This window comes from Mesorhizobium sp. M0910 (assembly GCF_040319465.1).
Classification (GTDB): Bacteria; Pseudomonadota; Alphaproteobacteria; order Rhizobiales; family Rhizobiaceae; genus Mesorhizobium.
In genome coordinates this window covers 148,247-171,645 of record NZ_JAMYNZ010000005.1, presented here as the reverse complement: position 1 = coordinate 171,645, position 23,399 = coordinate 148,247, and the positions used below count along the sequence as shown (strand labels likewise).

At 61.4% G+C, this 23,399-nt stretch carries 23 protein-coding genes and 1 pseudogene; 4 read left to right on the top strand and 20 right to left on the bottom strand.

The window, feature by feature from the left end:
• Positions 1 to 8: 8 nt before the first annotated feature.
• Genes ntrC through dusB form a run of 3 tightly spaced genes read right to left on the bottom strand, consistent with a single transcriptional unit; the run spans position 9 to position 3,633 of the window.
• Positions 9 to 1,469, bottom strand: a complete 1,461-nt coding sequence (gene ntrC, locus NKH78_RS14550) for a nitrogen regulation protein NR(I) (protein ID WP_254817199.1) — start codon at positions 1,467 to 1,469, stop codon at positions 9 to 11.
• Entirely contained in the window at positions 1,466 to 2,608 is a 1,143-nt protein-coding gene (locus tag NKH78_RS14545; RefSeq protein ID WP_352703985.1) for a two-component system sensor histidine kinase NtrB, read from the bottom strand. Before NKH78_RS14545 ends, ntrC begins: the two co-directional genes overlap by 4 nt.
• Positions 2,605 to 3,633: a tRNA dihydrouridine synthase DusB gene (gene dusB / locus NKH78_RS14540; RefSeq protein ID WP_352703987.1), complete on the bottom strand. Its 1,029-nt coding sequence runs from the start codon at positions 3,631 to 3,633 to the stop codon at positions 2,605 to 2,607. Before dusB ends, NKH78_RS14545 begins: the two co-directional genes overlap by 4 nt.
• 181 nt (positions 3,634 to 3,814) lie before the next feature.
• Here dusB and NKH78_RS14535 point away from each other — a divergent pair, with 181 nt between their 5' ends.
• Positions 3,815 to 5,035 carry a bifunctional 2-C-methyl-D-erythritol 4-phosphate cytidylyltransferase/2-C-methyl-D-erythritol 2,4-cyclodiphosphate synthase gene (locus tag NKH78_RS14535; RefSeq protein WP_352703989.1) on the top strand — a complete coding sequence of 407 codons (1,221 nt, stop codon included), beginning with the start codon at positions 3,815 to 3,817 and terminating at the stop codon, positions 5,033 to 5,035.
• On the top strand, positions 5,032 to 5,541 hold the full coding sequence (locus NKH78_RS14530; RefSeq protein ID WP_254817196.1) for a CinA family protein: 510 nt from the start codon (positions 5,032 to 5,034) through the stop codon (positions 5,539 to 5,541). Before NKH78_RS14535 ends, NKH78_RS14530 begins: the two co-directional genes overlap by 4 nt.
• Here NKH78_RS14530 and NKH78_RS14525 read toward each other — a convergent pair.
• From NKH78_RS14525 to eno, 10 genes are all read right to left on the bottom strand, one after another.
• Positions 5,517 to 5,978 (bottom strand): type II toxin-antitoxin system RatA family toxin, encoded by a 462-nt coding sequence (locus tag NKH78_RS14525; protein ID WP_352703991.1) that lies wholly within the window; start codon positions 5,976 to 5,978, stop codon positions 5,517 to 5,519. The genes NKH78_RS14530 and NKH78_RS14525 overlap by 25 nt on opposite strands.
• Positions 5,979 to 5,990: 12 nt before the next feature.
• Complete coding sequence (gene lipA / locus NKH78_RS14520; RefSeq protein ID WP_352478827.1) at positions 5,991 to 6,956, bottom strand: lipoyl synthase; 966 nt, start codon at positions 6,954 to 6,956, stop codon at positions 5,991 to 5,993.
• 137 nt (positions 6,957 to 7,093) lie between these two features.
• Positions 7,094 to 7,351 carry a GlsB/YeaQ/YmgE family stress response membrane protein gene (locus tag NKH78_RS14515; RefSeq protein WP_023675081.1) on the bottom strand — a complete coding sequence of 86 codons (258 nt, stop codon included), beginning with the start codon at positions 7,349 to 7,351 and terminating at the stop codon, positions 7,094 to 7,096.
• Positions 7,352 to 7,449: 98 nt separating this feature from the next.
• Complete coding sequence (lpdA, locus tag NKH78_RS14510; RefSeq protein ID WP_352736440.1) at positions 7,450 to 8,895, bottom strand: dihydrolipoyl dehydrogenase; 1,446 nt, start codon at positions 8,893 to 8,895, stop codon at positions 7,450 to 7,452.
• Positions 8,896 to 8,906: 11 nt separating this feature from the next.
• Positions 8,907 to 9,545, bottom strand: a complete 639-nt coding sequence (locus NKH78_RS14505; RefSeq protein ID WP_352703995.1) for an SGNH/GDSL hydrolase family protein — start codon at positions 9,543 to 9,545, stop codon at positions 8,907 to 8,909.
• Positions 9,546 to 9,682: 137 nt separating this feature from the next.
• Positions 9,683 to 11,116 carry a pyruvate dehydrogenase complex dihydrolipoamide acetyltransferase gene (locus tag NKH78_RS14500; RefSeq protein WP_352703997.1) on the bottom strand — a complete coding sequence of 478 codons (1,434 nt, stop codon included), beginning with the start codon at positions 11,114 to 11,116 and terminating at the stop codon, positions 9,683 to 9,685.
• A gap of 17 nt (positions 11,117 to 11,133) precedes the next feature.
• Positions 11,134 to 12,519: a pyruvate dehydrogenase complex E1 component subunit beta gene (locus NKH78_RS14495; RefSeq protein WP_352703999.1), complete on the bottom strand. Its 1,386-nt coding sequence runs from the start codon at positions 12,517 to 12,519 to the stop codon at positions 11,134 to 11,136.
• Between the two features lie 15 nt (positions 12,520 to 12,534).
• Complete coding sequence (gene pdhA / locus NKH78_RS14490; RefSeq protein WP_352507419.1) at positions 12,535 to 13,575, bottom strand: pyruvate dehydrogenase (acetyl-transferring) E1 component subunit alpha; 1,041 nt, start codon at positions 13,573 to 13,575, stop codon at positions 12,535 to 12,537.
• Between the two features lie 171 nt (positions 13,576 to 13,746).
• Positions 13,747 to 14,067 carry an FtsB family cell division protein gene (locus NKH78_RS14485; protein WP_352704002.1) on the bottom strand — a complete coding sequence of 107 codons (321 nt, stop codon included), beginning with the start codon at positions 14,065 to 14,067 and terminating at the stop codon, positions 13,747 to 13,749.
• 134 nt (positions 14,068 to 14,201) lie between these two features.
• A complete protein-coding gene (eno, locus tag NKH78_RS14480; RefSeq protein ID WP_352704004.1) occupies positions 14,202 to 15,476 on the bottom strand; it encodes a phosphopyruvate hydratase in 1,275 nt (424 codons plus the stop codon).
• 213 nt (positions 15,477 to 15,689) lie between these two features.
• Here eno and NKH78_RS14475 point away from each other — a divergent pair, with 213 nt between their 5' ends.
• Positions 15,690 to 15,812: a hypothetical protein gene (locus NKH78_RS14475; protein WP_084642452.1), complete on the top strand. Its 123-nt coding sequence runs from the start codon at positions 15,690 to 15,692 to the stop codon at positions 15,810 to 15,812.
• 77 nt (positions 15,813 to 15,889) lie between these two features.
• Here NKH78_RS14475 and NKH78_RS14470 read toward each other — a convergent pair whose 3' ends face one another.
• The 5 genes from NKH78_RS14470 to NKH78_RS14450 all read right to left on the bottom strand — a co-directional run bounded on the left by NKH78_RS14470 (position 15,890) and on the right by NKH78_RS14450 (position 18,728).
• Positions 15,890 to 16,255, bottom strand: a complete 366-nt coding sequence (locus NKH78_RS14470) for a PRC-barrel domain-containing protein (protein ID WP_023675091.1) — start codon at positions 16,253 to 16,255, stop codon at positions 15,890 to 15,892.
• Positions 16,256 to 16,377: 122 nt separating this feature from the next.
• Positions 16,378 to 17,229 carry a 3-deoxy-8-phosphooctulonate synthase gene (kdsA, locus tag NKH78_RS14465; protein ID WP_352736438.1) on the bottom strand — a complete coding sequence of 284 codons (852 nt, stop codon included), beginning with the start codon at positions 17,227 to 17,229 and terminating at the stop codon, positions 16,378 to 16,380.
• Positions 17,226 to 18,110 (bottom strand): VOC family protein, encoded by an 885-nt coding sequence (locus NKH78_RS14460; protein WP_352736436.1) that lies wholly within the window; start codon positions 18,108 to 18,110, stop codon positions 17,226 to 17,228. The genes kdsA and NKH78_RS14460 overlap by 4 nt, the downstream gene beginning before the upstream one ends.
• 92 nt (positions 18,111 to 18,202) lie before the next feature.
• Positions 18,203 to 18,490, bottom strand: a complete 288-nt coding sequence (locus tag NKH78_RS14455) for a Dabb family protein (protein WP_254817185.1) — start codon at positions 18,488 to 18,490, stop codon at positions 18,203 to 18,205.
• 103 nt (positions 18,491 to 18,593) lie between these two features.
• On the bottom strand, positions 18,594 to 18,728 hold the full coding sequence (locus tag NKH78_RS14450) for a hypothetical protein (protein WP_292655342.1): 135 nt from the start codon (positions 18,726 to 18,728) through the stop codon (positions 18,594 to 18,596).
• 158 nt (positions 18,729 to 18,886) lie between these two features.
• Between NKH78_RS14450 and NKH78_RS14445 the strand changes: the two genes are divergently transcribed.
• Positions 18,887 to 19,876 (top strand): glycerophosphodiester phosphodiesterase family protein, encoded by a 990-nt coding sequence (locus tag NKH78_RS14445; RefSeq protein ID WP_352736434.1) that lies wholly within the window; start codon positions 18,887 to 18,889, stop codon positions 19,874 to 19,876.
• Between the two features lie 85 nt (positions 19,877 to 19,961).
• Here NKH78_RS14445 and NKH78_RS14440 read toward each other — a convergent pair.
• Together NKH78_RS14440 and NKH78_RS14435 are read right to left on the bottom strand one after the other, a co-directional pair.
• A pseudogene (locus NKH78_RS14440) lies at positions 19,962 to 21,942 on the bottom strand (bifunctional 2',3'-cyclic-nucleotide 2'-phosphodiesterase/3'-nucleotidase).
• A 131-nt stretch (positions 21,943 to 22,073) separates the two neighbouring features.
• Positions 22,074 to 23,339 (bottom strand): NAD(P)/FAD-dependent oxidoreductase, encoded by a 1,266-nt coding sequence (locus NKH78_RS14435; protein WP_352736432.1) that lies wholly within the window; start codon positions 23,337 to 23,339, stop codon positions 22,074 to 22,076.
• Between the last annotated feature and the right edge of the window lie 60 nt (positions 23,340 to 23,399).

Here is a 23,399-nt window from a genome sequence, read left to right as displayed (position 1 = left end):
GGATTCGTCTAGACCTGCCTGGACGATTTGTAGACGTTGACGCCGAGTTCGCGAATCTTCTTGCGCAGCGTGTTGCGGTTGAGCCCCAGCAATTCGGCAGCCTTGATCTGGTTACCGCGCGTTGCGGTCATCGAGGCGAGGACCAGCGGATATTCGACCTCAGAGAGGATTCGCTGATAGAGCCCGGCCGGGGGCAGGTCGCCGGCAAACGAGGCAAAATAGCGTTGCAGGAAATGCTCCACCGCCTGGCCGATGGAAAGGTCATCGGGAATGAGGTTGCCGCCACCTGGAACGACAGGCCTTTCGCCGGTCTTCAACTCCGCCTCGATGATCTCGGCGGAAATCTCGTCCTGCGAATACAGTGCGGCCAGCCTGCGAATGAGGTTTTCGAGTTCGCGCACATTACCGGGCCATGGGTAGCGCTTCATCAGCTCGATGCCGCCGGTGGAAATGCGCTTGGTCTGCAAGCCTTCACTGACGCCGAGCTTGAAGAAGTGGCGGACGAGGTCCGGAATGTCCTCCGACCGCTCGCGCAGCGCCGGCAGCCTGAGCGGCACAACATTCAAGCGGTAGAACAGGTCCTCGCGGAAAAGCCCCTGATTAATCAGTGTGCGCAGGTCCTTGTTGGTGGCAGCGACGATGCGCACGTCGGTCTTGATCGGCGTGCGGCCGCCGACCGTGGTGTATTCGCCCTGCTGCAACACACGCAGCAGCCGCGTCTGCGCTTCCATCGGCATATCACCGATCTCGTCGAGGAAGAGCGTGCCGCCTTCGGCCTGCTCGAAACGGCCGGTGGAGCGGTTCTGCGCGCCGGTAAAGGCGCCCTTCTCGTGCCCGAACAACTCCGATTCGATCAGGTCGCGCGGGATCGCCGCCATGTTGATAGCGACGAACGGACCGCCTCGGCGGCGGCCGTATTCATGCAGCGCGCGCGCCACCAGTTCCTTGCCGGTACCCGACTCGCCGCTGATCATGACCGTCAGGTCGGTCTGCATCATGCGCGCCAGCATGCGGTAGATGTCCTGCATGGCCGCCGAGCGGCCGACCAGCGGCATCGTTTCCGGCGGCTCGTCGGCCCGCGTATCGATCTTCGGCCGCCGCGGCTCGGAAAGAGCGCGGTTGACGATGTTAAGCAGCTCCGTCAGGTCGAACGGTTTCGGCAGATACTCGTAGGCCCCGGTTTCGGAGGCACGAATTGCTGTCATGAACGTGTTCTGCGCACTCATGACGATGACCGGCAGTTCCGGTCGCGCCTTCTTGATGCGCGGCAGCATGTCGAAGGCGTTCTCGTCAGGCATGACAACGTCGGTGATAACCAGATCGCCCTCGCCCGCCGCAACCCAGCGCCACAGCGTCGAAGCGTTGGAGGTGACACGCACGTCGTGGCCGACGCGCGAAAGCGCCTGGTTGAGGACAGTGCGGATGGCCGCATCGTCGTCGGCGACGAGAATATTGCCGCGAACGGTCATTTGCGGTCTCCTTCACCGTCGTCGTCGGTGCCAAACTGGGTTTCTTTCCACGCCGGCATCAGGATGCGGAAAGTGGTGCCGCGCGGGGTCGATTCGCATTCAATGATGCCGCCATGCTCGCCGACGATCTTTGCGACCAGCGCCAGACCGAGACCGGAGCCGTTCGGCTTGGTGGTGATGAAAGGATCGAAGAGGATCGGCAGGATGTCTTCGGAAACACCCGAACCGTTGTCACGCACGCAGAATTCCAATGGCAGCGATACGCGGTCCTGGGTCCCGGGTACGGAAACACGGATGCCCGGACGGAAGGCGGTCGATAGCATGATCTCGCCCTGCGGATCACTGCCGATCGCCTCGGCGGCATTTTTTACCAGATTGAGAAACACCTGGATGAGCTGGTCGCGATTGGCAAAAACCGGAGGCAATGATGGATCATAGTCCTCCAATATCTTGATTCGCTTGGCAAAACCGTTCTTGGCGATTGCCTTGACATGGTCGAGCACGACATGGATGTTGACGGGGTAGCGGTCGATCGGCCGCTCGTCGGAAAACACCTCCATGCGGTCGACCAGCGAGACAATGCGGTCGGTCTCGTCGGTGATCAGCCTGGTCAGTGCGCGATCCTCGTCAGACGCCGACAGCTCTAGCAACTGCGCAGCACCACGAATGCCGGACAGCGGGTTCTTGATCTCATGGGCAAGCATCGCGGCGAGGCCGGTGACCGAGCGTGCCGCACCGCGATGCGTCATCTGCCGGTCGATCTTGTCGGCCATTGAGCGTTCCTGGAACATCACCACGACCGAGCCTGGAAATTCCGTCACTGGTGCGACGTAGAGGTCGACCACCTTCTCGATGCCGAGACGTGGCGACGACACGTCGACCCGGTATTCGTTGACCGGCGCCCGGCGCTCGCGCACCTGGTCGACAAGCGTCAGCAGCGGGCTGCCGAAAGGAATGAGCTTGTGCAGCGTGTTGCGGGCGAGCATCGTGGCGCTCGACCGGAAAAAATCCTCGGCATCGGCATTGGCGAAGGTGATGAAACCTTCCGGATCGACCATGATCACCGGCCGGCGAATGGTGTTGAGCACAATATGCGCGGCGTCCGCCATATCCGTGCTCTGTGTGACGGTAGCGTTCATGCCGCACTCCGCAGGTTCGCCGCTTCGGGAGCGGTTGAAAACATGTCGCGCAGCAACGCAATGACACGCCCAGGCTCGAAAGACGTGAGTATGGTCTTGCGCCGGTCGTCGCTTGTGCCGCCGGCGTGGCGGTCGAGATACCAGCCGAGATGCTTGCGCGCCTGGCGCACTCCGCTTTCCACGCCATAGAGCGCCAGCATGTCTTCGTAATGGGCAATGACGTAGTCGGCCAGCGCTTGCGGGCTTTCCGGCATGCTGGATACCGGCTCGGCCAGCGCGGCCGCTACAATGCTGCCGGCCGTCCACGGCGCGCCATAGTGCGCGCGGCCGACCATCACCGCGTCGGCGCCAGACTGCTCGAGGATCGACGCGGCCTCTGCCGGCGAGCCGACATCGCCATTGGCAACGACCGGGATCGAGACCGCCTGCTTGACGCGTGCGATGGCACGCCAGTCGGCCTTGCCCTGATAGAACTGGCAACGCGTGCGGCCGTGCACCGTCACCATCTTCACCCCGGCCTGCTCGGCGCGTCGCGCCAGCATCGGCGCGTTGAGCGCGCCTTCGTCCCACCCGAGCCGCATCTTGACCGTGACTGGCACCGCGATCGCGCCGACTACCGCTTCGATCAGCGACAACGCGTGGTCGAGGTCTCGCATCAGTGCCGAACCGGCATAGCCGCCCGTCACCTTTTTGGCCGGACAGCCCATGTTGATGTCGATGATGTCGGCGCCTTCGCCGACCGCGATTCGCGCGCCTTCGGCCATGTGCATTGCCTCGTGGCCGGCAAGCTGGACCATGTGGACAGGCAGCCCGGAATGACGGATGCGCAGGCTGGAACCAGCCCTGCCCTTTGCAAGCTCACCGCTCGCCACCATTTCCGATACGACCAGCCCGGCGCCATGCGCATGCGCGCGTTGCCGGAACGGTTCGTCGGTGATGCCCGACAGGGGCGCGAGAAATACGCGATTGCGGATTCTCACGCCACCCACATCCAGCGGCGAAGCTAATTTGGTCACATCAGGCATGCACAAAAACCAAGCACCTTCGGTTGCTGCACATTCTCTAGCCAGAACGACGGCAATGTGCAACGCGCAATGTCGTGACATTAAGGCGCATTTGGGAAAAAAACGGATCGCCGCACCGCATCAATCCTGGGTCTTTCAAAAGCGATACCACTTTTCGGGATCATGCGTTAAGCGTCTCGGCATGAGAGATGTGAGCGAAAAGCAAGCTGCGGACGACAAGGTCGCCGTGGTCATCGTTGCTGCCGGCCGCGGCGCGCGCGCTGGACAGGCCAATGGGCCGAAGCAGTACCAGCAAATTGGCGGCGGCGCCGTTATTGCACGCACGCTCGGTGCCTTTCTGACGCATCCGAAGATTGGACCTGTCGTCGTTGCTATTCATGCCGACGACGGCGCGCTTTTCCGCCGTGCGGCCGGTGCGAACGCCGACCGTGTCGTCGCTGTGACCGGCGGTACGTCACGGCAGGAGTCCGTCCGCCTTGGACTGCTGGCGTTGAGAAGCAATGCGCCGGGCCGGGTTCTGATCCATGATGCGGCCCGGCCGTTTGTCGATGCGGAACTAATAGACCGCACGATCGCAGCTATTGGCGAGCGCCAGGGGGCACTGCCTGCTTTGCCGGTTGCCGATACGCTCAAGCGCGAAACGGCCGAAGGCATGATCGGCGAAACCGTGTCCAGGGCCGGGCTTTATGCCGCACAGACACCGCAAGGCTTTCCGTTCTGGCCGATCCTGGCTGCGCACGAAAAGGCTCATCATCTGGGCAAAGCGGATTTCACCGACGATGCGGCAATCGCCGAATGGGCGCATATTCCGGTGAAGATCGTTCCCGGCTCGCCGGACAACGTCAAACTGACCTGGGCACGGGATATTGCAATGGCGGATCAGCGGCTTTCTAGCGCCCCACGTTTTCCCGACATCCGAACGGGCAATGGCTATGACGTCCATGCGTTCGAGCCCGGCGACCATGTCACCCTGTGCGGCGTCGCCATTCCACACGACAGGAAATTGTCCGGCCATTCGGATGCCGATGTCGGTCTCCACGCCTTGACCGACGCCCTGCTCGCCACCTGCGGCGCCGGTGACATCGGCACGCATTTCCCGCCCTCCGACCCACAGTGGAAAGGGGCCGCTTCACGCATCTTCGTCGAACACGCGGCCAAGCTGGTGCGCGCGCGCGGCGGGCGCATCGCCAACGCCGATATCACCCTGATCTGCGAGACGCCGCGCGTCGGCCCGCATCGCGAGGCCATGACCGAAACGCTTTCCGCAATCCTGCGAATTTCGCTCGATCGCATTTCGATCAAGGCGACAACCAATGAGAAGCTCGGCTTCGTCGGCCGTGAGGAAGGCATAGCGGCCATCGCGACCGCCAGCGTCGTGTTTCCAGGGGATGTCCCCGAGTGAGCAATAGCGATCTCGCAGATGCCCTGCTTCAGGCCTGCCAGCAGCGCGGCATCACGCTGGCGACGGCCGAGAGCTGCACCGGCGGCATGATCATCGCCGCCCTGACCGACATCGCCGGCTCTTCCGCGGTGGTCGATCGCGGCTTCATCACCTATTCCAACCAGGCCAAGACCGAGATGCTCGGCGTCTCGGCCGCTACGCTCGAGGCGCACGGCGCGGTCTCGCGCGAGACCGCAGTGGAGATGGCGGCCGGAGCCTTGGCCCATTCGCCGGCCGGGCTTGCACTGGCGGTAACTGGCATCGCCGGTCCGGCCGGCGGCTCGGCGGAAAAACCTGTCGGCCTGGTCTGGTTCGGCGTCGCCGTGGCTGGCCGGCCGGTAGTCAGCGAATGCCAGCTTTTCGCCGACAAGGGCCGTGATTTCATCCGCCGGGAGACGGTCCGGCATGCGCTTGAGCTGGGTCTGCGCGCGCTCGCTGCGGATCAGGCTGCCGATGGCGCGCCGTAGATGATTTCGGCCCTTTTCTCGAACGCCTCGGAGAACATGCGGAAGGCACGGTCGAACATGGTTCCCATCAACGCCCCCAAAATGCGGCTCTTGAACTCGTAGTCGATAAAGAAGCAGACGTTGCAACCGCCGCCGTCGGCCGGGTCGAAGCGCCAGACATTGCTCAGATATTTGAAAGGGCCGTCAATGTATTTCACATCGATGGTGTTCTCGTCCGGATTCAGCAGCACCTGCGTGGTAAAGGTCTCGCGGATCGCCTTGTAGCCGATGCTCATGTCGGCGATGAGCAAGGTGCGTCCGTCGCGTTCCTTGCGTGAGCGAACCGTCAGTGCCTCGCAAAGCGGCAGGAATTGCGGATAGGATTCGACATCGGCGACCAGAGCGAACATCTGCTCCGGCGTATGCGCGACGCGGCGATGGGCTTCGAATTGTGGCATGAAACCAGTTTGTTAGGCGGACTTCCTGAGAAACGCTTCACGCGCCGCGCGTAGTCTGGCGAAATCGTCGCCGGCATGGTGCGACGAGCGCGTCAGCGGGCTCGACGCCACCAGCAGGAAGCCCTTGGTCCTGCCGATCGTCTCGAAGGACTTGAATTCCTCAGGCGTGACGAAGCGGATCACCGGATGGTGTTTCTTCGACGGCTGCAGATATTGGCCGATGGTCATGAAGTCGACATTGGCCGAACGCAGGTCGTCCATCAGTTGCAGGATTTCGTTCCGCTCCTCGCCAAGGCCAACCATGATGCCGGACTTGGTGAAGATCGAGGGGTCAAGCTCCTTGACCCGCTGCAAGAGCCTGATCGAGTGGAAATAGCGCGCGCCCGGCCGAACCGTCAGATAGTTAGACGGCACGGTCTCGAGATTATGGTTGAAAACATCCGGCTTGGCCGCCACGACGATCTCCAGCGCACCGTCCTTGCGCAGGAAATCGGGCGTCAGGATTTCGATCGTCGTCAACGGGGTTGCTGCCCTGATCGCACGGATGACATCGGCAAAATGCTGGGCCCCGCCATCCGCGAGATCGTCGCGATCGACGGAGGTGATGACGACATGGCTCAAGCCCATCTGCTTGACCGCATGCGCGACACGCGCCGGCTCGTCGGGATCGAGTGCGGTCGGGATGCCGGTGGCGACATTGCAAAAGGCGCAGGCCCGCGTGCAGATCTCGCCCATGATCATGAAGGTGGCGTGCTTCTTCTCCCAGCACTCGCCGATATTGGGGCAGCCCGCCTCTTCGCAAACCGTCACTAGCTTGTGAGACTTCACGATTTCGCGCGTCTCGGCATAGCCTTTCGACATCGGCGCCTTGACGCGGATCCAGTCAGGCTTGCGCAGTACGTCCTGATCCGGCTTGTGCGCCTTTTCGGGATGCCGCAGGCGCGGCGCATTGGCAATCGTGTCAAGGACGGTGACCATGTGAAACCCGGCTCATTGGCAAGCGCTTGTCCAGCGCTCGCTCTACCCACGTCATCTAGGACTTTTCGGCGAAAAGAAAAAGGCCGCGATCACGCATGCCGCGGTGGCCTTTTTCGCATAGCAAGTGCCGACAGAGGTTAGCGGCGCACCAGTCGTCCGACCGCAATCAGAATGCAGGCGCCGATGAAGCCGGTGATCAGATAGGCGATCCAGCCGACGCCGAAGATGCCAATGTTCAGGGCCTGCAAGATGGCGTTCAACACGATTGCGCCGACAATGCCGAGAACGATGTTCATGAGGATGCCGGTATTGCTCTTCATGACCATCTCGGCGAGCCATCCCGCCAGGCCACCGATGATGATGGCTGCTACCCAGCCCACGCCGTTCATTTCCATATGCCCTCTCCTTGTATGATGGATGATGCCTGCGAAACGAATTGCTCTGCCGTCGAGTTCCGTTGTGTCTTCCCTGTGAGACTCGCCCAACTAATTTATCATGCATTCAGTGCGCGACCATAGGCGTCGAGTACACTCTCCTTCATCATCTCTGACAGGGTCGGGTGCGGGAAGATCGTGTGCATCAGCTCTTCCTCGGTGGTCTCCAGATTCATCGCCACGACGAAGCCCTGGATCAGTTCGGTTACTTCTGCGCCGACCATGTGGGCACCCAGCAACTGGCCGGTCTTCTTGTCGAAAATGGTCTTGACGAAGCCTTGGTCCTCGCCGAGCGCAATCGCTTTGCCGTTTGCCGCGAACTGAAAGCGGCCGACACGGATGTCCTTTCCGTCGGCTTTCGCTTTGGCTTCTGTCAGTCCGACCGAGGCGACTTGCGGATTGCAATAGGTGCAGCCTGGGATCTTCAGCTTGTCGGTGGCATGCACGCCGGGGAAATTGGCGATCTTTTCCACACAGACCACGCCCTCATGCTCGGCCTTGTGGGCGAGCATCGGCGGTCCGGCAACGTCGCCGATGGCGTAGATGCCCGGCACGTTGGTCTTGCCGTAGCCGTCGACGACGACGCAACCGCGGTCGGTCTTCACGCCGAGCGTCTCGAGGCCGAGGTTTTCGATGTTACCCTGTACGCCGACGGCCGAGATCATACGATCGGCGGTGATCTTCTCGACCTTGCCGTCCTTCATCTCGACATGCGCGGTGACCGAACTGGCGCCCTTCTCGACCTTGGTTACCTTGGCTTCGAGGATGATCTTCATGCCCTGCTTCTCGAACTGCTTTTGCGCAAACTTCGACACTTCGGCGTCCTCGACCGGCATCACGGCTGGCAGCAGTTCGACCACCGTCACCTCGGCGCCCATGGTGCGGTAGAACGAGGCGAACTCGATGCCGATGGCGCCCGAGCCCATCACCAGCAGCGATTTTGGCATCTCTTTCGGCACCATCGCCTCGAAATAGGTCCAGATCAACTTGCCATCAGGCTCGATGCCGGGCAGCGCGCGCGGCCTGGCGCCGGTCGCCAGAATGATGTGCTTGGCGCTATAGGTGCCCTCACCCTTGACGCCCTTGGGCGCCGGCGGCTGCGGCTCCATCGGCTTCTTCGACGATTTTGACACGACGATCTCGCCAGGTTTGGTCAGTTTGGCTTCGCCCCAGATGACGTCGACCTTGTTCTTCTTCATCAAGAAGCCGACGCCGCCGTTGAGTCGCAGCGAGACCTTTCGTGATCGATCGACGACGGCGGCTGTGTCGACGCTGACCTTGCCATCGTTCTTCAGGCCGTAGTCCTTCAGATGATCCGAATAGTGCATGATCTCGGCGGAGCGCAGTAGCGCTTTGGTCGGAATGCAGCCCCAGTTGAGGCAGATGCCACCCAAGTGCTCGCGCTCGACGATCGCCGTCTTGAAGCCAAGCTGCGCCGAACGCACTGCAGTGACATAGCCGCCGGGGCCGGAGCCGATGATGATGACGTCGTAGTTCTCAGCCACGGCTTTCTCCTTCACAATTCCAACATGAGGCGCACGAGCGGCGCCAGCGCTTGCCCGACGTTCCGCGTGTTTTCGGCATCGAGATGGACGCCGTCGAGCGGCGTGGTTTTGGCCACCGTGCCGGCATCGAAGAAGCCACAGCCGGCCTCGTCGGCAAGGGCGGAATATTGCGGCGCCAGCCGCTTTGACGCGTCATCGCCGCCAGCGAACATTTCCTTGAACTCGGCGTTTTCCGTGCGGCTGACTACGGGCGGCGCGACGATCAGGATCTGCGGCGCCGGCCAATTGAACGGGTAATCGTGACAGCGCACGATATCGATCAGGCGTTGCATGCCTTGCTTGGCCGCGACCGGATTACCATGAATCCACGGCTTCATATCGTTGGCGCCGAGCATAATAATGATCAAGTCGATCGGTGCGTGCGTCGTCAGGATTGTTGGCAACAGCCTTGCGCCATTGCGGTCCGCCCCGGCCAAGTGATCGTCGAAGGCTGTGGTTCGGCCATTCAGGCCTTCGGCAACGACCTCGACGCCGCTGCCCAATGCCGCCTGCAGCACGCTCGGCCAGCGATCTTCCAGCGGGTGCCGGCCGAGGCTTGCCGCGTCATAGCCCCAGGTCAGCGAATCGCCATAGCAGAGGACCGTTTTCATGCGTTTTCCCCCCTCCAACAAAGACCTATCCGCAATCGCTACCGCCCGAACAGCCAATGTACGATAATCGTTTACGAGCCGGATTGGATGGAGGCGAAAAGGCTGGTGTAGAATTTCCGCACCGCCCTGTTCCCCGCTTAGACCAGCATGCCCATCGGATTTTCGATCATGCGCTTGAAGGCGACGAGCAGCTCGGCGCCGAGCGCACCGTCGACTGCGCGGTGATCGGTCGACAGCGTCACCGACATGATTGTTGCGATCTTGATCTCGCCGTTCTTCACCACCGCGCGTTGCTCGCCGGCGCCGACCGCCAGGATCGTCGCGTGCGGCGGGTTGATGACGGCAGAAAAATCCTTGACGCCGAACATGCCGAGATTGGACACCGCCGTGGTGCCGCCCTGATATTCTTCCGGCTTCAGCTTGCGGCTGCGGGCGCGCCCGGCAAGGTCCTTCATCTCGTTGGAGATAACGGACATCGTCTTTTCGTCAGCACGCCGGATGATCGGGGTGATCAGGCCGCCGGGGATCGATACGGCAACGCCGACATCGGCGTGCTTGTGCTTGATCATGGCGTTTTCTGTCCACGACGCATTGGCATCCGGAACCGCCATCAGCGCCATGGCAAGAGCCTTGATGACCATGTCGTTGACCGACAGCTTGTAGGCCGGCGTTTCGCCCTTCTCGGTCTTCTTCACCGGGGCGGCCGCATTGATCTGTGTGCGCAGGGCCAGAAGTGCATCGAGTTCGCAGTCGAGCGTCAGATAGAAATGCGGGATGGTGGTCTTGGCCTCGACCAGCCGCCGCGCAATCGTCTTGCGCATACTGTCATGCGGGACAAGATCGTAGGAACCTTCGGCGAACAGTTTGAGCACCTGCTCGTCCGGCATCGCCTTGGGTGCTGCGGCGGCAGGCGCCGGAGCGCCGGCGGGGGCCGCTTTTGCTGCTGGTGCCGCCTTGGCGCCGCCACCGGAAATTGCGGCATCGACATCGGCCTTTACCACGCGGCCGTGGGGGCCGGAGCCGGTCAGCGCCGCGACATCTATACCGGCTTCGCTGGCAATGCGCCGGGCCAGCGGCGACGCGAAGATGCGCTCACCGTTTGCCGATTGGCTGATCTCCCCCCGTGTGGGGGAGATGCCAACTGGGGGCAACGAGGGCAGGCCAGAGGGGGGCGCCTCGCTCCCTGCGGCGGGAGGGACAGCGCCCCCCTCTGTCGACTTCGTCGACATCTCCCCCACGGGTGGGGAGATTGGTGCTTTTTCCTGCTTCGCCTCAGCCTTTGCCGGCGCAGCGCCATCACCGCTTTTCGCGGCGGCCGCCGCATCCTCCCCCTCAGCCGCCAAGACCGCGATCAGCGCATTGACCTTGACGCCTTCAGTGCCCGCCGGAACCACCAGCTTGGCGACCGTGCCTTCGTCGACGGCTTCGACTTCCATCGTTGCCTTGTCGGTCTCGATCTCGGCAATCACGTCGCCGGGCGAAACCTTGTCGCCTTCCTTGACCAGCCACTTGGAAAGGTTGCCTTCTTCCATTGTGGGCGACAGCGCCGGCATGGTGATGTTGATAGGCATTTTGTCCTCCGCCCTGCTCAGCGATATGTGACGGCTTTGACCGCCTCGACGACCTCGCCGACATTGGGCAACGCCAGCTTTTCGAGGTTCGCTGCATAGGGCATCGGCACGTCCTTGCCGGCAATGGTGATGACCGGTGCGTCGAGGAAATCGAAGGCACGCTGCGAGACCTGATTGGCGATATGGTCGCCGACCGAGTTCTGCGGAAAGCCTTCCTCGACCACCACCAGGCGATTGGTCTTTTTGACCGAGGCGATGATCGTGTCGAAGTCGAGCGGGCGGATGGTGCGCAAGTCGATTATCTCGGCATCGATGCCCATGCCACGCAACTCCGCCTCGGCCTTAATCGCGTAGGTCATGCCGATGCCGAACGAGACGATGGTCACGTCCTTGCCGGATTTGTGAATGCGCGCCTTGCCGATCGGCAGCACGAAATCGTCCATCTTCGGCACGTCGAAGGAGTGGCCGTAAAGGATTTCGTTCTCGAGGAAGATGACCGGGTTCGGGTCGCGAATCGCCGCCTTGAGCAGACCCTTGGCGTCGGCGGCGGTATAAGGCATCACCACTTTCAGGCCGGGAATATGGCTGTACCAGGCGGCATAGCATTGCGAATGCTGCGCGGCGACGCGGGCAGCCGCCCCGTTCGGGCCGCGAAAGACGATCGGGGCACCCATCTGGCCGCCAGACATGTAGAGCGTCTTGGCGGCAGAATTGATGATCTGGTCGATCGCCTGCATGGCGAAGTTGAAGGTCATGAATTCGACGATCGGCTTCAAGCCGGCCATCGCCGCGCCAACACCAACGCCGGCAAAGCCGTGCTCGGTGATCGGCGTGTCGACCACGCGCCGCGGACCGAATTCCTGCAACAGGCCTTGCGTGATCTTGTAGGCGCCCTGGTACTCGGCAACCTCCTCGCCCATGACAAAGACATCGCCGTCGCGGCGCATTTCCTCCGCCATTGCATCGCGCAAGGCTTCACGTACCGTGGTCGAGACCATTTCGGTGCCGGCCGGGACGTCGGGATCGGCGGCAATTTCCAGCTTGGGTGCGGCGGCAACAGGTGCTGCAGCTTCGCTCTTGGCCGGAGCAGCCGCGGGCGCTTCCGCTTGCGACTCAATGGCCTCCTCGCCGATACCTTCGCCTGCCTCGTCGACGTCTTCGCCATCGACGGCCAGCACAGCGATCAGTGTGTTGACTTTGACACCCTCGGTGCCGGCAGGAACCACGATCTTGGCAAGGGTGCCGTCGTCCACGGCTTCGACTTCCATCGTTGCCTTGTCGGTCTCGATCTCGGCAATGGCGTCACCGGCTACGACCTTGTCGCCCTCTTTCTTCAACCACTTGGAAACATTACCCTCTTCCATGGTCGGCGAGAGGGCGGGCATGAGAATTTCGATCGGCATGTCCTTGCCCTCTCGTTAAAGTACGATGTCGGTCCAGAGCTCGGACGGATCCGGCTCCGCGTCGTTCTGGGCAAATTCTGCGGCGTCGGCGACGACGTCGCGGACTTCCTTGTCGATGGCCTTGAGTTCGTCCTCGCTTGCCCATTTCTTGTCGAGCAACCGCGCCTTGACCTGCTCGATCGGGTCACGTTCGGAGCGCATTTTCTGCACTTCTTCCTTGGAGCGGTATTTTGCCGGATCCGACATCGAATGGCCGCGGTAACGATAGGTCTGCATTTCGAGAATGAGCGGCCCGTTGCCGGCGCGGCACCATTCGGCGGCGAGGTCGCCGGCGGCCTTAACGGCGCGCACATCCATGCCGTCGACCTGGATGCCTGGAATCTTGAAGGAGGCGCCGCGGTGCGAGAAATCCGTCTCGGCCGAAGAGCGCGAGACCGAGGTGCCCATGGCGTAGCGGTTGTTCTCGATGATGTAGATCACCGGAAGCTTCCACAGCGACGCCATGTTGAAGCTTTCGTAGACCTGGCCCTGGTTCGCGGCGCCATCGCCGAAATAGGTCAGCGTCACATTGTTGTTGCCGCGATAGCGGTTGGCGAAGGCAATGCCGGTGCCGAGCGACACTTGCGCGCCGACGATGCCGTGGCCGCCGTAAAAATGCTTCTCCTTGGAGAACATGTGCATGGAGCCGCCCTTGCCTCTCGACAGGCCGCTACGGCGCCCGGTCAGTTCGGCCATGACGCCGCGCGGTGACAACTCCATGGCCAGCATATGACCATGGTCGCGATAGGCGGTGATCATCTGGTCGCCATCGATCAGCGCCATCTTCATGCCGGTAACGACCGCTTCCTGGCCGATGTAGAGGTGGCAGAAACCGCCGATGAAGCCCATGCCGTAAAGCTGGCCGGCCTTTTCCTCGAAGCGGCGGATGAGCAGCATGTGCCGGTAGGCGGCAAGCTCCTGGTCTTTGGTGAATTCAACAGGCTTCGGGGTGGAAAGGCCCGGCGTTTTACCGTCTGATTTGGATTTGGCAGGCGCTTTTCTGGTGGCGGTGGCCATGCATCACTCCCTGTTGGCGTCTCTTGGCGGACAGCGAGGGAGATCAGTTCTCCCACCGATTTGAGGCAGGCTAACATGCAGGGAAGGCTTTCGCCATGCCGAAAACGCATGGCTGTCATGCATCTAAGCAATTAAAATCATTGCAAATATCGCCGATTAACTGAAATCAGGTTATCTTGCGACCGGCAACATAATGGTGATCTCGTCGGCGTGGGACAGATTAAGCGCCTTGCGCGCCTGCTCGTCCAGCATGTCCTTCTCCAGCGTGCCCTCATGCATCAGCTGAACGCGGCGCTCGAGATCGATCCGGCGCGTCCTGACGGCATTGAGCCTGCCCTGCAATTCGGCAGTCTCGGCTTCGAGCTGATACTTGGAATATATCCCGAACTCGCCATGATAGGCATGGAAGCCGAAATAAGTCAGGAACACCACGCAGAGCGAGGGGATGATCAGCCGGCCGGTGTTTCTTTGCTTGTGCTGGCGTGTCCACATGGTCCGAATCCCCTACGCCGCCTTTGTCGCCCGATTGTGCTTAATGGACGGTTACAGCCTGTTGGATTCAGAGCCAGGAAGCAAAAAAGGGCGGGAATGTCCCCGCCCTCGCCGCCACGGATTTTCTCTCGGAATCACCTTTTCACGATCGACTTGCCGGCATATTGCGCCTGCTTGCCGAGCTCCTCCTCAATGCGGATGAGCTGGTTGTACTTGGCCATGCGATCCGAGCGCGACAGCGAGCCCGTCTTGATCTGCCCGCAATTGGTGGCAACGGCGAGGTCGGCGATGGTCGCATCCTCGGTCTCGCCCGAGCGGTGCGACATCACTGCGGTATAGCCGGCCTTGTGCGCGGTCTCTACGGCGTCGAGCGTTTCGGTAAGCGAGCCGATCTGGTTGACCTTGACCAGGATCGAATTGGCGACACCCATGCGGATGCCGTCGCGCAGCCGCGCCGTGTTGGTGACGAACAGATCGTCGCCAACCAGCTGCGTTTGCTTGCCGATGAGATCGGTCAGCATTTTCCAACCGTCCCAGTCATCCTCCGCCAGGCCGTCCTCAATGGTGATGATCGGGTAGTCGGCAGCAAGTTTGGCCAGATATCTGGCCTGTGCCTTCGGGTCGCGGGTTTTCCTCTCGCCTTCATAGACGTAGTTACCATCCTTGAAAAATTCGGTCGCCGCGCAGTCGAGGCCTAGCGCAACCTCCTCGCCAGGCTTGAAGCCAGCCTGCTCGATCGATTCCATGATGAAGTCGAGCGCGGCCGGCGCGCTCTTCAGGTTGGGAGCAAAGCCGCCCTCGTCACCGACATTGGTGTTATGGCCGGCGTCCTTCAGCTTCTTTCGCAGCGTATGAAAGATCTCCGAGCCCCAGCGCACGCCGTCGCGCAGCGTCGGCGCGCCGATCGGCAGGATCATGAATTCCTGGAAATCGATCGGGTTGTCGGCATGCGCGCCGCCATTGATGATATTCATCATAGGCACCGGCAGCACATGGGCCTTGGTACCGCCGACATAACGGTAGAGCGGCAGGTCGGCCGCTTCGGCCGCGGCCTTGGCCACCGCCAGCGACACGCCGAGGACGGCGTTGGCGCCGAGCCGGCTCTTGTTGGCCGTACCATCGAGCTCGATCATGGTCTGGTCGATATGGATCTGATTCTCTGCCTCCATGCCGCCGATCGCCTCGAACAGCTCGCCGTTCACCGCCTCGACCGCCGTGAGCACGCCTTTGCCGAGATAGCGGGGGCCGCCATCGCGCAGTTCGACCGCCTCATGCGCGCCGGTAGAGGCACCGGACGGCACCGCGGCGCGACCCATCGAACCGTCTTCGAGCACGACGTCGACCTCGACGGTCGGATTTCCGCGGCTGTCCAGGATTTCACGCCCGACAATGTCGATGATGGCCGTCATTGCGATGTCCCCGATTGATCGATTGAAGCGTCGCGCACCTCTTAGCCAAAGCGCCGCAAAACGCAATCGGGGCAGTTGCAAATATTGCCCCGCGCCCATTGCCGCTCTTGGGACTCACGAAGCACAAAACACTGTCATCATTTGTCATAGGCCGCATGCCGGTTTCTGGTTTATGGCTGTTGTCGCGCGGGGCGAAACAGGAGGAGTTTCGCCATGTCCCAGTTGAGCGGTATTGTGAGTTTGTTCCTGATCGCGGCTGCGTTCCTGACGTCGTGCGACAATCAGCAACCCCCGCAGGGATCGTCGCCTTTGCCGGCCCTGCAGATTGCGCAGTAGCAACCCGCCACATCGAAAGGCCCCCGATTTCCCGGGGGCCTTTTTGATTCCAGGAGACTTAGTCGGTGCCAGTAAGGTCAATGCCAGTAAGGCTCGACCTTGTAGTAGTTGTATGAGGCGTCACGTGCGGCCTCGCCGTCGGCGCCGGTCAGCTCGTTGATCGAGTAAGAAGGAGCGGCCATCAGCTGGTCTTTGGTGAACGGCACGACATAGCCACCCTTGTTCTCGTCATAATCAAGGCTCGCCCACGGAATGGCGTGGTATTTCTCGCCAATGCCGAGAAATCCGCCAAAACCGATCACGGCAAACATGATTCCGTTCGACAATTTGTCGAGCATGACGTCCTCGATGTCGCCGATATGAGTGCCTTCCGTGTTGTAGACCGATGTGCCGATAACCCGCGAAGCGGCGATGGCTTCGGTGTGTCCCGTCTGGGTCGTCATGGTGTTCTCCTCGTCGTCGTTGACATTAGATTTTGACAATGAGGGCCGCGGGCTAAGGTTCCAGGCGGGTTCGAAATTCTTCAAAGTTTTCTTGACGACGCTGCTGTGGCGCAACTGCTGGTTCAACCCACGCTCTTGGCAATGCGATCGAACGCCATCAGCCGTTCAAGCAATGCGGGAAGATCCTTTAGCGGCACCATGTTGGGACCGTCGGAAGGCGCGTTGTCGGGGTCCTGGTGCGTCTCGATGAAGACGCCGGCGACGCCAACCGCGACGGCCGCGCGCGCCAGCGTCTCGACAAAGCGCCGGTCGCCTCCAGACGAACCGCCCTGCCCACCCGGCTGCTGCACGGAATGGGTGGCATCGAAAATCACCGGCGCACCGATCTCGGCCATGATCGGCAGCGCCCGCATGTCGGACACCAGGGTGTTGTAACCGAAGGATGCGCCGCGCTCGGTCACCAAGACATTGGCGTTGCCGGAGCCGATGATCTTGGCGACGACGTTTTTCATGTCCCACGGCGCGAGGAATTGGCCCTTCTTCACATTGACCACCTTGCCGGTTCTTGCCGCAGCAATCAGCAAATCGGTCTGGCGGCTGAGGAAGGCAGGAATCTGCAGGATATCGGCATGCGGAGCGACGATCGCGCATTGTTCCTCAGTGTGGACGTCAGTCAGGATCGGCAGCACAAAATTCTTGCGCAAGTCGTCGAAGATAGGCATTGCCGCTTCAAGCCCCGCGCCGCGCGTGCCGCCAAGCGAGGTGCGATTGGCCTTGTCGTAGCTGGTCTTGTAGACGAGCCCAATGCCGAGCCTTTCAGTCAATTCCTTTAGCGCACCGGCCATGTCGAAAGCGTGCTGCCGCGATTCCAGCTGACATGGACCGGCGATCAGCGATAAGGGCGCGCTGTTGCCGAAAATGACTTTGCCGACCGCAACGGAAGAGTTCGGCATCAGTGGATTGAGCTTGTTCATGCGATCTCCCGGAAAATGAAGGCGGCGCCCTGCCCTGGCGCCGGCGGCACGATGATATCACCGCCGCGCGTGTGGTGTTCGACGGAATTGGCTGCAAGCAGCTTGGCGACGGCGTCGGCGTGCCTAATCGAAAAGACGATCCCAGCAAAGCGGAGTTCAGATGGCGCGCCGGCAGGAATGCCGAAGCGTGCCGAATAGGCTGCAGGATCCAGAATGGTTACAACGGCATTCGGCAGCTCATAGACAGTGCCGCCCTGCGCCTCGATTCCGGCTGCGATCGAAATCAACCGGCCTTGTTCGAAAGGTTCGCCAGTGACTGCTACGACTTCGACAATGCCGGTTGCGCCATTAGCGTGGACCTGCAACGCAGTGCGGTCGATGTTCGGCGCATTGATCCGCTCGCAGGCGAAGAGAAAAGCGTCCGTTGCCTTGCCTGTAGCCGCGAAGGCCAGTTTGAACGATGCGGTGTCGCTCGTTCCCGTCGCATCGGTGAAGGCGCGCGAAAAGCTTAGCGCGTCTCCCGCCGACAGACCGGCTTCCATGTAGCGCGCGTAGTCCGCGGCGGCGCTTTCGGTGCCCAGCGCCACGGCAGAAAATCCTTCATCGCCGTTTTCTTCGCGATAGGTGCGATCACGCGCGACAAAGACATTGCGGTTCGCGATCGCCTTTGCCACGGCCTGTCTGTCGGCGACCACGAGCGGCTCGAGATAGGTGCCGTCGGTGAGGAAGACACAGCAGTTTTCCGTTCCGAAAGGGTGGATACCTGTCGGGGCAACGGTAAAGCCAAGCAGGGTCAAGCGCGCCCGCGCAATATCGAGGCTCGCGGTCGGCAGCACCAAGTGATCGAGCGGATGAGGCCTTGCGGAGGTGTTCTCGGTCATGTCCCGCGCGGTGTGCCTCATTCCTGAAAATGGTTCAAGGGCTGGCCGACGCCTCAGCGGCAAGACCACATCGCCTAGGGGACGGCGACTCGTCAACTTGCAACGATGTCGGCCGAATAACGCAATTCGCGTAGCGGTTTGACCCGGCTGGTCGTCTCTGCATAGAGCGGATGCGCCTTGTAGGCGGCGAGCGCCGCTTCGTCCTCGAACTCGGCGTAGACGACCACATCGATCTCATCCGAGAGCGGGTCGACCTTGGTGTTGAGCGTTACCTCGAAATGACGCGAATGAGGTATCTTGCCAAGCGCCAGGAGGCCCGTGCGCACTGCCTCGACATCCGCTTTATGCCGTGCGCTGAAGAAAACGATATGCCGGATCAACCCAGCCTCCTCGACCGTTGGACCGGCGTTCTTTTGTGTCAGCGGCAGCGTGCCGTCAATCGGCAGGTTTGTCGCGTCTGCGAACCGTAGCAGCGAAGAGAAACTACACCATGCTGGTTACATAGTGCACGATGCGGGTCACCTCCCTGACCGTCCTGTCGAGGTAGCGGCCTTGGTTGTAAATGCCGTCCCAGATCAGGAAAAAGGTGACGGTCGTGATGACGATGACATAACGCATGACTAAAACTAGCGCATATGGACGGCTGCAACCATAACGATTCCAACGCTGCTGGGGACCCTCCCCGGGAATCTTTAGCGGCCGTTTGATCTGCCCGGCCGTCAAAAAGTCCGATCGTGACGCAGGATGCGGCCATAACGGCCAATGGGAATCATATCATGCGCAGACGGACGATCTCCCTCGTTGCAATTCTTGTCGCTGCGGGCGGCATCTGGCTCAACAACACCTCGCTGCTTTCGAGCCGGCCGGCCGGCACCCCTTCGGTGCTTGCGCATCGCGGCCTGGCTCAGGATTTCGACCGTACGAACCTCGGATCGGAAACATGCACGGCCGCTCGCATGCTGACGCCGCGCCATTCCTTCCTCGAGAACACGATACCGTCGATGGAAGCCGCCTTCGCGCTCGGTGCGGACGCGCTCGAACTTGATGTCCATCCTACCACGGACGGCAAGTTCGCCGTCTTCCACGATTGGACGCTGGATTGTCGCACCGACGGCAAGGGTGAAACGCGCAGCCATGCAATGTCCGAATTGAAGACGCTCGATATTGGTTATGGCTACACTGCCGATGGCGGCAAGACCTTTCCGTTTCGCGGCAAGGGTGTCGGCATGATGCCGTCGCTGGATGAAGTCTTGCAGCGCTTCCCGAACCGGCGCTTCAACATCAACGTCAAAAGCAACGATCCCAAGGAAGGCGAGATGCTGGCTGCCTGGCTCGCCACATTGACGCCGGCCGAGCGCGCCAATCTGACGGTCTATGGCGGCGACAGGCCTATGGACGCGGTCAAGGCAGCATTGCCGGATACGCACACGCTGAGTCGCGCATCCCTGACGCGCTGCATTCTTCGCTACACTGCGCTCGGCTGGAGCGGCTACGTTCCTGATGCCTGCCGCCAGGGCACTTTGCTCATCCCCGTCAATGTCGCAAAGTGGATGTGGGGCTGGCCGGACCGTTTTCTCGACCGTATGGACGGTGTCGGCAGCCATGTCTACCTGCTCGGTCCCTATTCCGGCGGCGGCTTTTCACAAGGCCTCGACGACCCAGCCTCGATCGACCAACTGCCGGACGATTATTCCGGTGGGATTTCGACGGACGCACTGGATCTGGTCATGCCTGCCATCAAGCGGCGTTTCGCACCACGTGGGTGACAAGGCCATCTGCTGGAAAAAGGTTTGCCATACCGGACAGTATCTTAGCGCTGAGACAGTTTCGAGTCGACGCTCAAATCCTCACCTAGAGAGTGATGCGGTACTTGGCAAACCCTGCTTCGCCCTCGCCCGCCGGCTCGATCTTCAGCGACGTCACTTGCGCAATGAAATCCTTTGCCCTGGCGCCGGTCTGGAATACGACGCTGGTTCCCGGTAGTGGCGCAAACGACCAGTTGGCGTCCGCCGACGGATTGATGGTGCCTTTGCTGACGATATAACGAACGATCACATCGCGGTTGGTGTCGGGCGCTTCGTAGATGATCTTCGAGGCATTGATCTGCGGGAAATTGCCTCCGCCGCCGGCTCGGTAGTTGTTGGTGGCGACGACGAATTTCCCCTTGGGATCAATTGGATTGCCGTTGAACATCAAGTCAATGATGCGGTTCGAGCCAGCATTCACCAGCCCGCCCTTCGAATCATATTTCGGTGGCTGCGACAGATCGATTTTGTAGGTGACGCCGTCGATCACGTCGAAATTATAGGATGGGAAGTCAGTGTTGATGAGCGCCTGGTCGGCTTTGCCCGGTTCGATCCGGTTGAAGATGCCGGCCGACATTTCCAGCCATTCCTTCACCTCCGCTCCGGTGATTTCGACGGCGCGCACCGTGTTTGGATAGAGGTAGAGGTCGGCGACGTTCTTGATGGCGATATCGCCCACCGGCACGTCGGTGTAATAGTCGGCGCCGTTGCGCCCACCCGCCTTGAACGGTGCCGCTGCCGACAGCAGCGGCATATCCTTCCACTCGGTGTTCTTCAGGATGTCCTTCAAGTACCAGGTCTGCGCCTGACTGACGATCTGGACCGATGGATCGTCGGCGACCAGCGCAAAATAGGAATAGAGCGGCGCCGAGGTTTTGCCGACAGGCCGGCGCACATAGGCGAGCGTCGCCTCGTGATCCTGTTTGAGCGCGTCGACGATGCGCTGGTCGTCCGCGACGGTCGGCTTGTTCGTCTTGTCGACCCGCTCAAAGATCGGCCTGGCCTCAGAGGTCGCCGGGACGATTTTCCATGTCGATCCGTCGCGCTCCAGCAACAGATCGATCAGCCCCATATGCGAGCCCCAGAAGCCGGCCATAACGGCGGGCTTGCCTTGCAGCGTGCCTTTCGCCGGATCGACGGCTTCCAACGACTGAAAGTCCTTCTTGCCAGGGAAGACGAGGTGCTGGTGGCCGGTGAACACTGCATCGATGCCTTCGACACCTGCCACGAAGGCGGAGGCATTCTCCATCATGTCGCTTTGCTTCACGTCGATGCCGGAATGGGAGAGCGCAATGACGATGTCGGCGCCTTCTTCCTTCATTTGCGGCACCCACGCCTTGGCCGCCTCGACGATGTCGCGCGTCTTGACACTGCCTTCGAGATTTTTCAGGTCCCAGACCATGATCTGCGGCGGCACGAAGCCAATGATGCCGATCCTGATCGGTTGCTCGGCGCCCGATCCGTCTTTGATCTTCCTGTCGAGGATGACATACGGCTTGAGATAGAGCTTGTCGTCGCGCGGGTTCGCGGCGAGCTCGGTGCCGCGGATCAGGTTCGCGCAGACGAACGGGAAATTGGCACCGGCCAGCACCTTGTCCCATGAACGACAGGCCATAGTTGAACTCGTGGTTGCCGAGCGTCGAGCATTCGTAGCCGAGCAGGTTCATGCCCTTCATGACCGGATGCAGATCGCCATCCTTCATCCCTCTCTCGTAGGCGATGTAGTCGCCCATCGGGTTGCCTTGTAGAAGGTCGCCATTATCGACCAGCATCGCGTTGGTTGCTTCCTTGCGCACGGCTTCAATCAACGATGCCGTTCGCGACAGCCCCATCGTGTCGTTGGCTTTGTCGGCGTAGTAATCGTAAGGCAGCACATTCACGTGGATGTCGGTCGTCTCCATAATCCTCAGATGCGCCTGATTGGCTTGTGCCCGGGCGGAGAACGGATGCAGCATAATCAGCGCTCCGCTCACGGCAACGCCGGCGAGGAAATCGCGGCGTGAGACGAGGTGGCGCAGTTGGGACATTCGTTTTCTCTTTCTTCCACGACGTGACAAGTCCTGCCCGAAGCAAAGCTTCGCGCCGAAATCCAGCCGAGTCCAGAAGCCGATTCCATCAAGAGGAGGTGACGCGCCGATGAATGTCCGGCAGCGAACAATCAGCCCTTATCGTCGTCGCCCTGGGTGATCAACCGCGCGCTGCGCTGACCGGTGAAGTAGATCCATAGCCAGCTCAGGGAAACCGCAAGCCGGTTACGAAAGCCGATCAGGAAGTAGATATGCGCCAAGCCCCACAGCCACCAGGCAAGCCTGCCGGTGAGCTTGATCCAGCCGAAATCGATGGCCGCGGCGCGCTTGCCGATCGTCGCCAGATCGCCGTCATGCCTGTAGCTGAAAGGACGCGGTGTCGCGTCACCGGCAAGCCTTGCCTTGATCGTCGCGGCGACGTGCCGTCCCTGCTGCTTGGCGGCGGGCGCGACGCCCGGCACCAGCCGGCCATCCGGCCGCAGGACGTGCGCTGCGTCACCGATGACGAAAATCTCCGGGTTTCCCGGCACACTCAGGTCAGGCTCGACAAGCACTCTGCCCGCGCGGTCCGCTGCCGCGCCGAGCCATTCGGCGGCCGGCGAAGCGGCGACGCCCGCCGCCCACAGGATTGTCCTGGCCGGCAAGTGTGTGTCCCCGAAGACGACACCCTCGGCATCGCAGCGCGTAACCGCCCGGCCGAGTTCGACGGTCACGCCGAGCCGTTCGAGCGCCTTCGTTGCATAACCGGAGAGTTCGGGAGCGAAATTGGAGAGAATGCGGTCGCCGGCCTCAATCAGCACCACACGCGTCTGCCGCGGGTCGATGTTGCGGAACTCGCCGCGCAGCGTGTCGTGCGCCAGCTCAGCAATGGTGCCGGCCAGTTCCACGCCGGTCGGCCCGCCGCCGACGATCGCCAACGTCAGCAATGCCTGACGCTTGGCGGGATCGGTTTCCCGTTCGGCCCGCTCGAAAGCCAAAAGAATACGCCGTCGAATGGTGGTGGCGTCCTCCAGCGTCTTCAGGCCCGGGGCGAACGGTTCCCATTCGTCATGGCCGAAATAGGCGTGCCGCGCGCCGGTGGCCAGCACAAGCGTGTCGTAAGCGACCGTGCCGCCGTCCTGCAGCAGCACGCGCTTGCCGGTGCGGTCGATGCCGGTAACGGCGGCGAGCAGCGTCGTCACATCATCGCGCTTGCGCAGGAGATGGCGGATCGGCCAGGCCACTTCGGAGGTGGCCAGCGCCGTCGTCGCCACCTGGTAGAGTAGTGGCTGAAAGAGGTGATGATTACGCCTGTCGATCATGGTGATGCGCACCGGCGCGCCGGCAAGTGCGCGGGTGAATTCGAGACCGCCGAATCCGGCGCCCACGACGACGACGCGATGGTTGACTGTGTTCATCTCACTCATCCCTCTCGCCAAGGCTGATGTAGGTGTCGTTGTGCAGTGCAGCAATCCCTG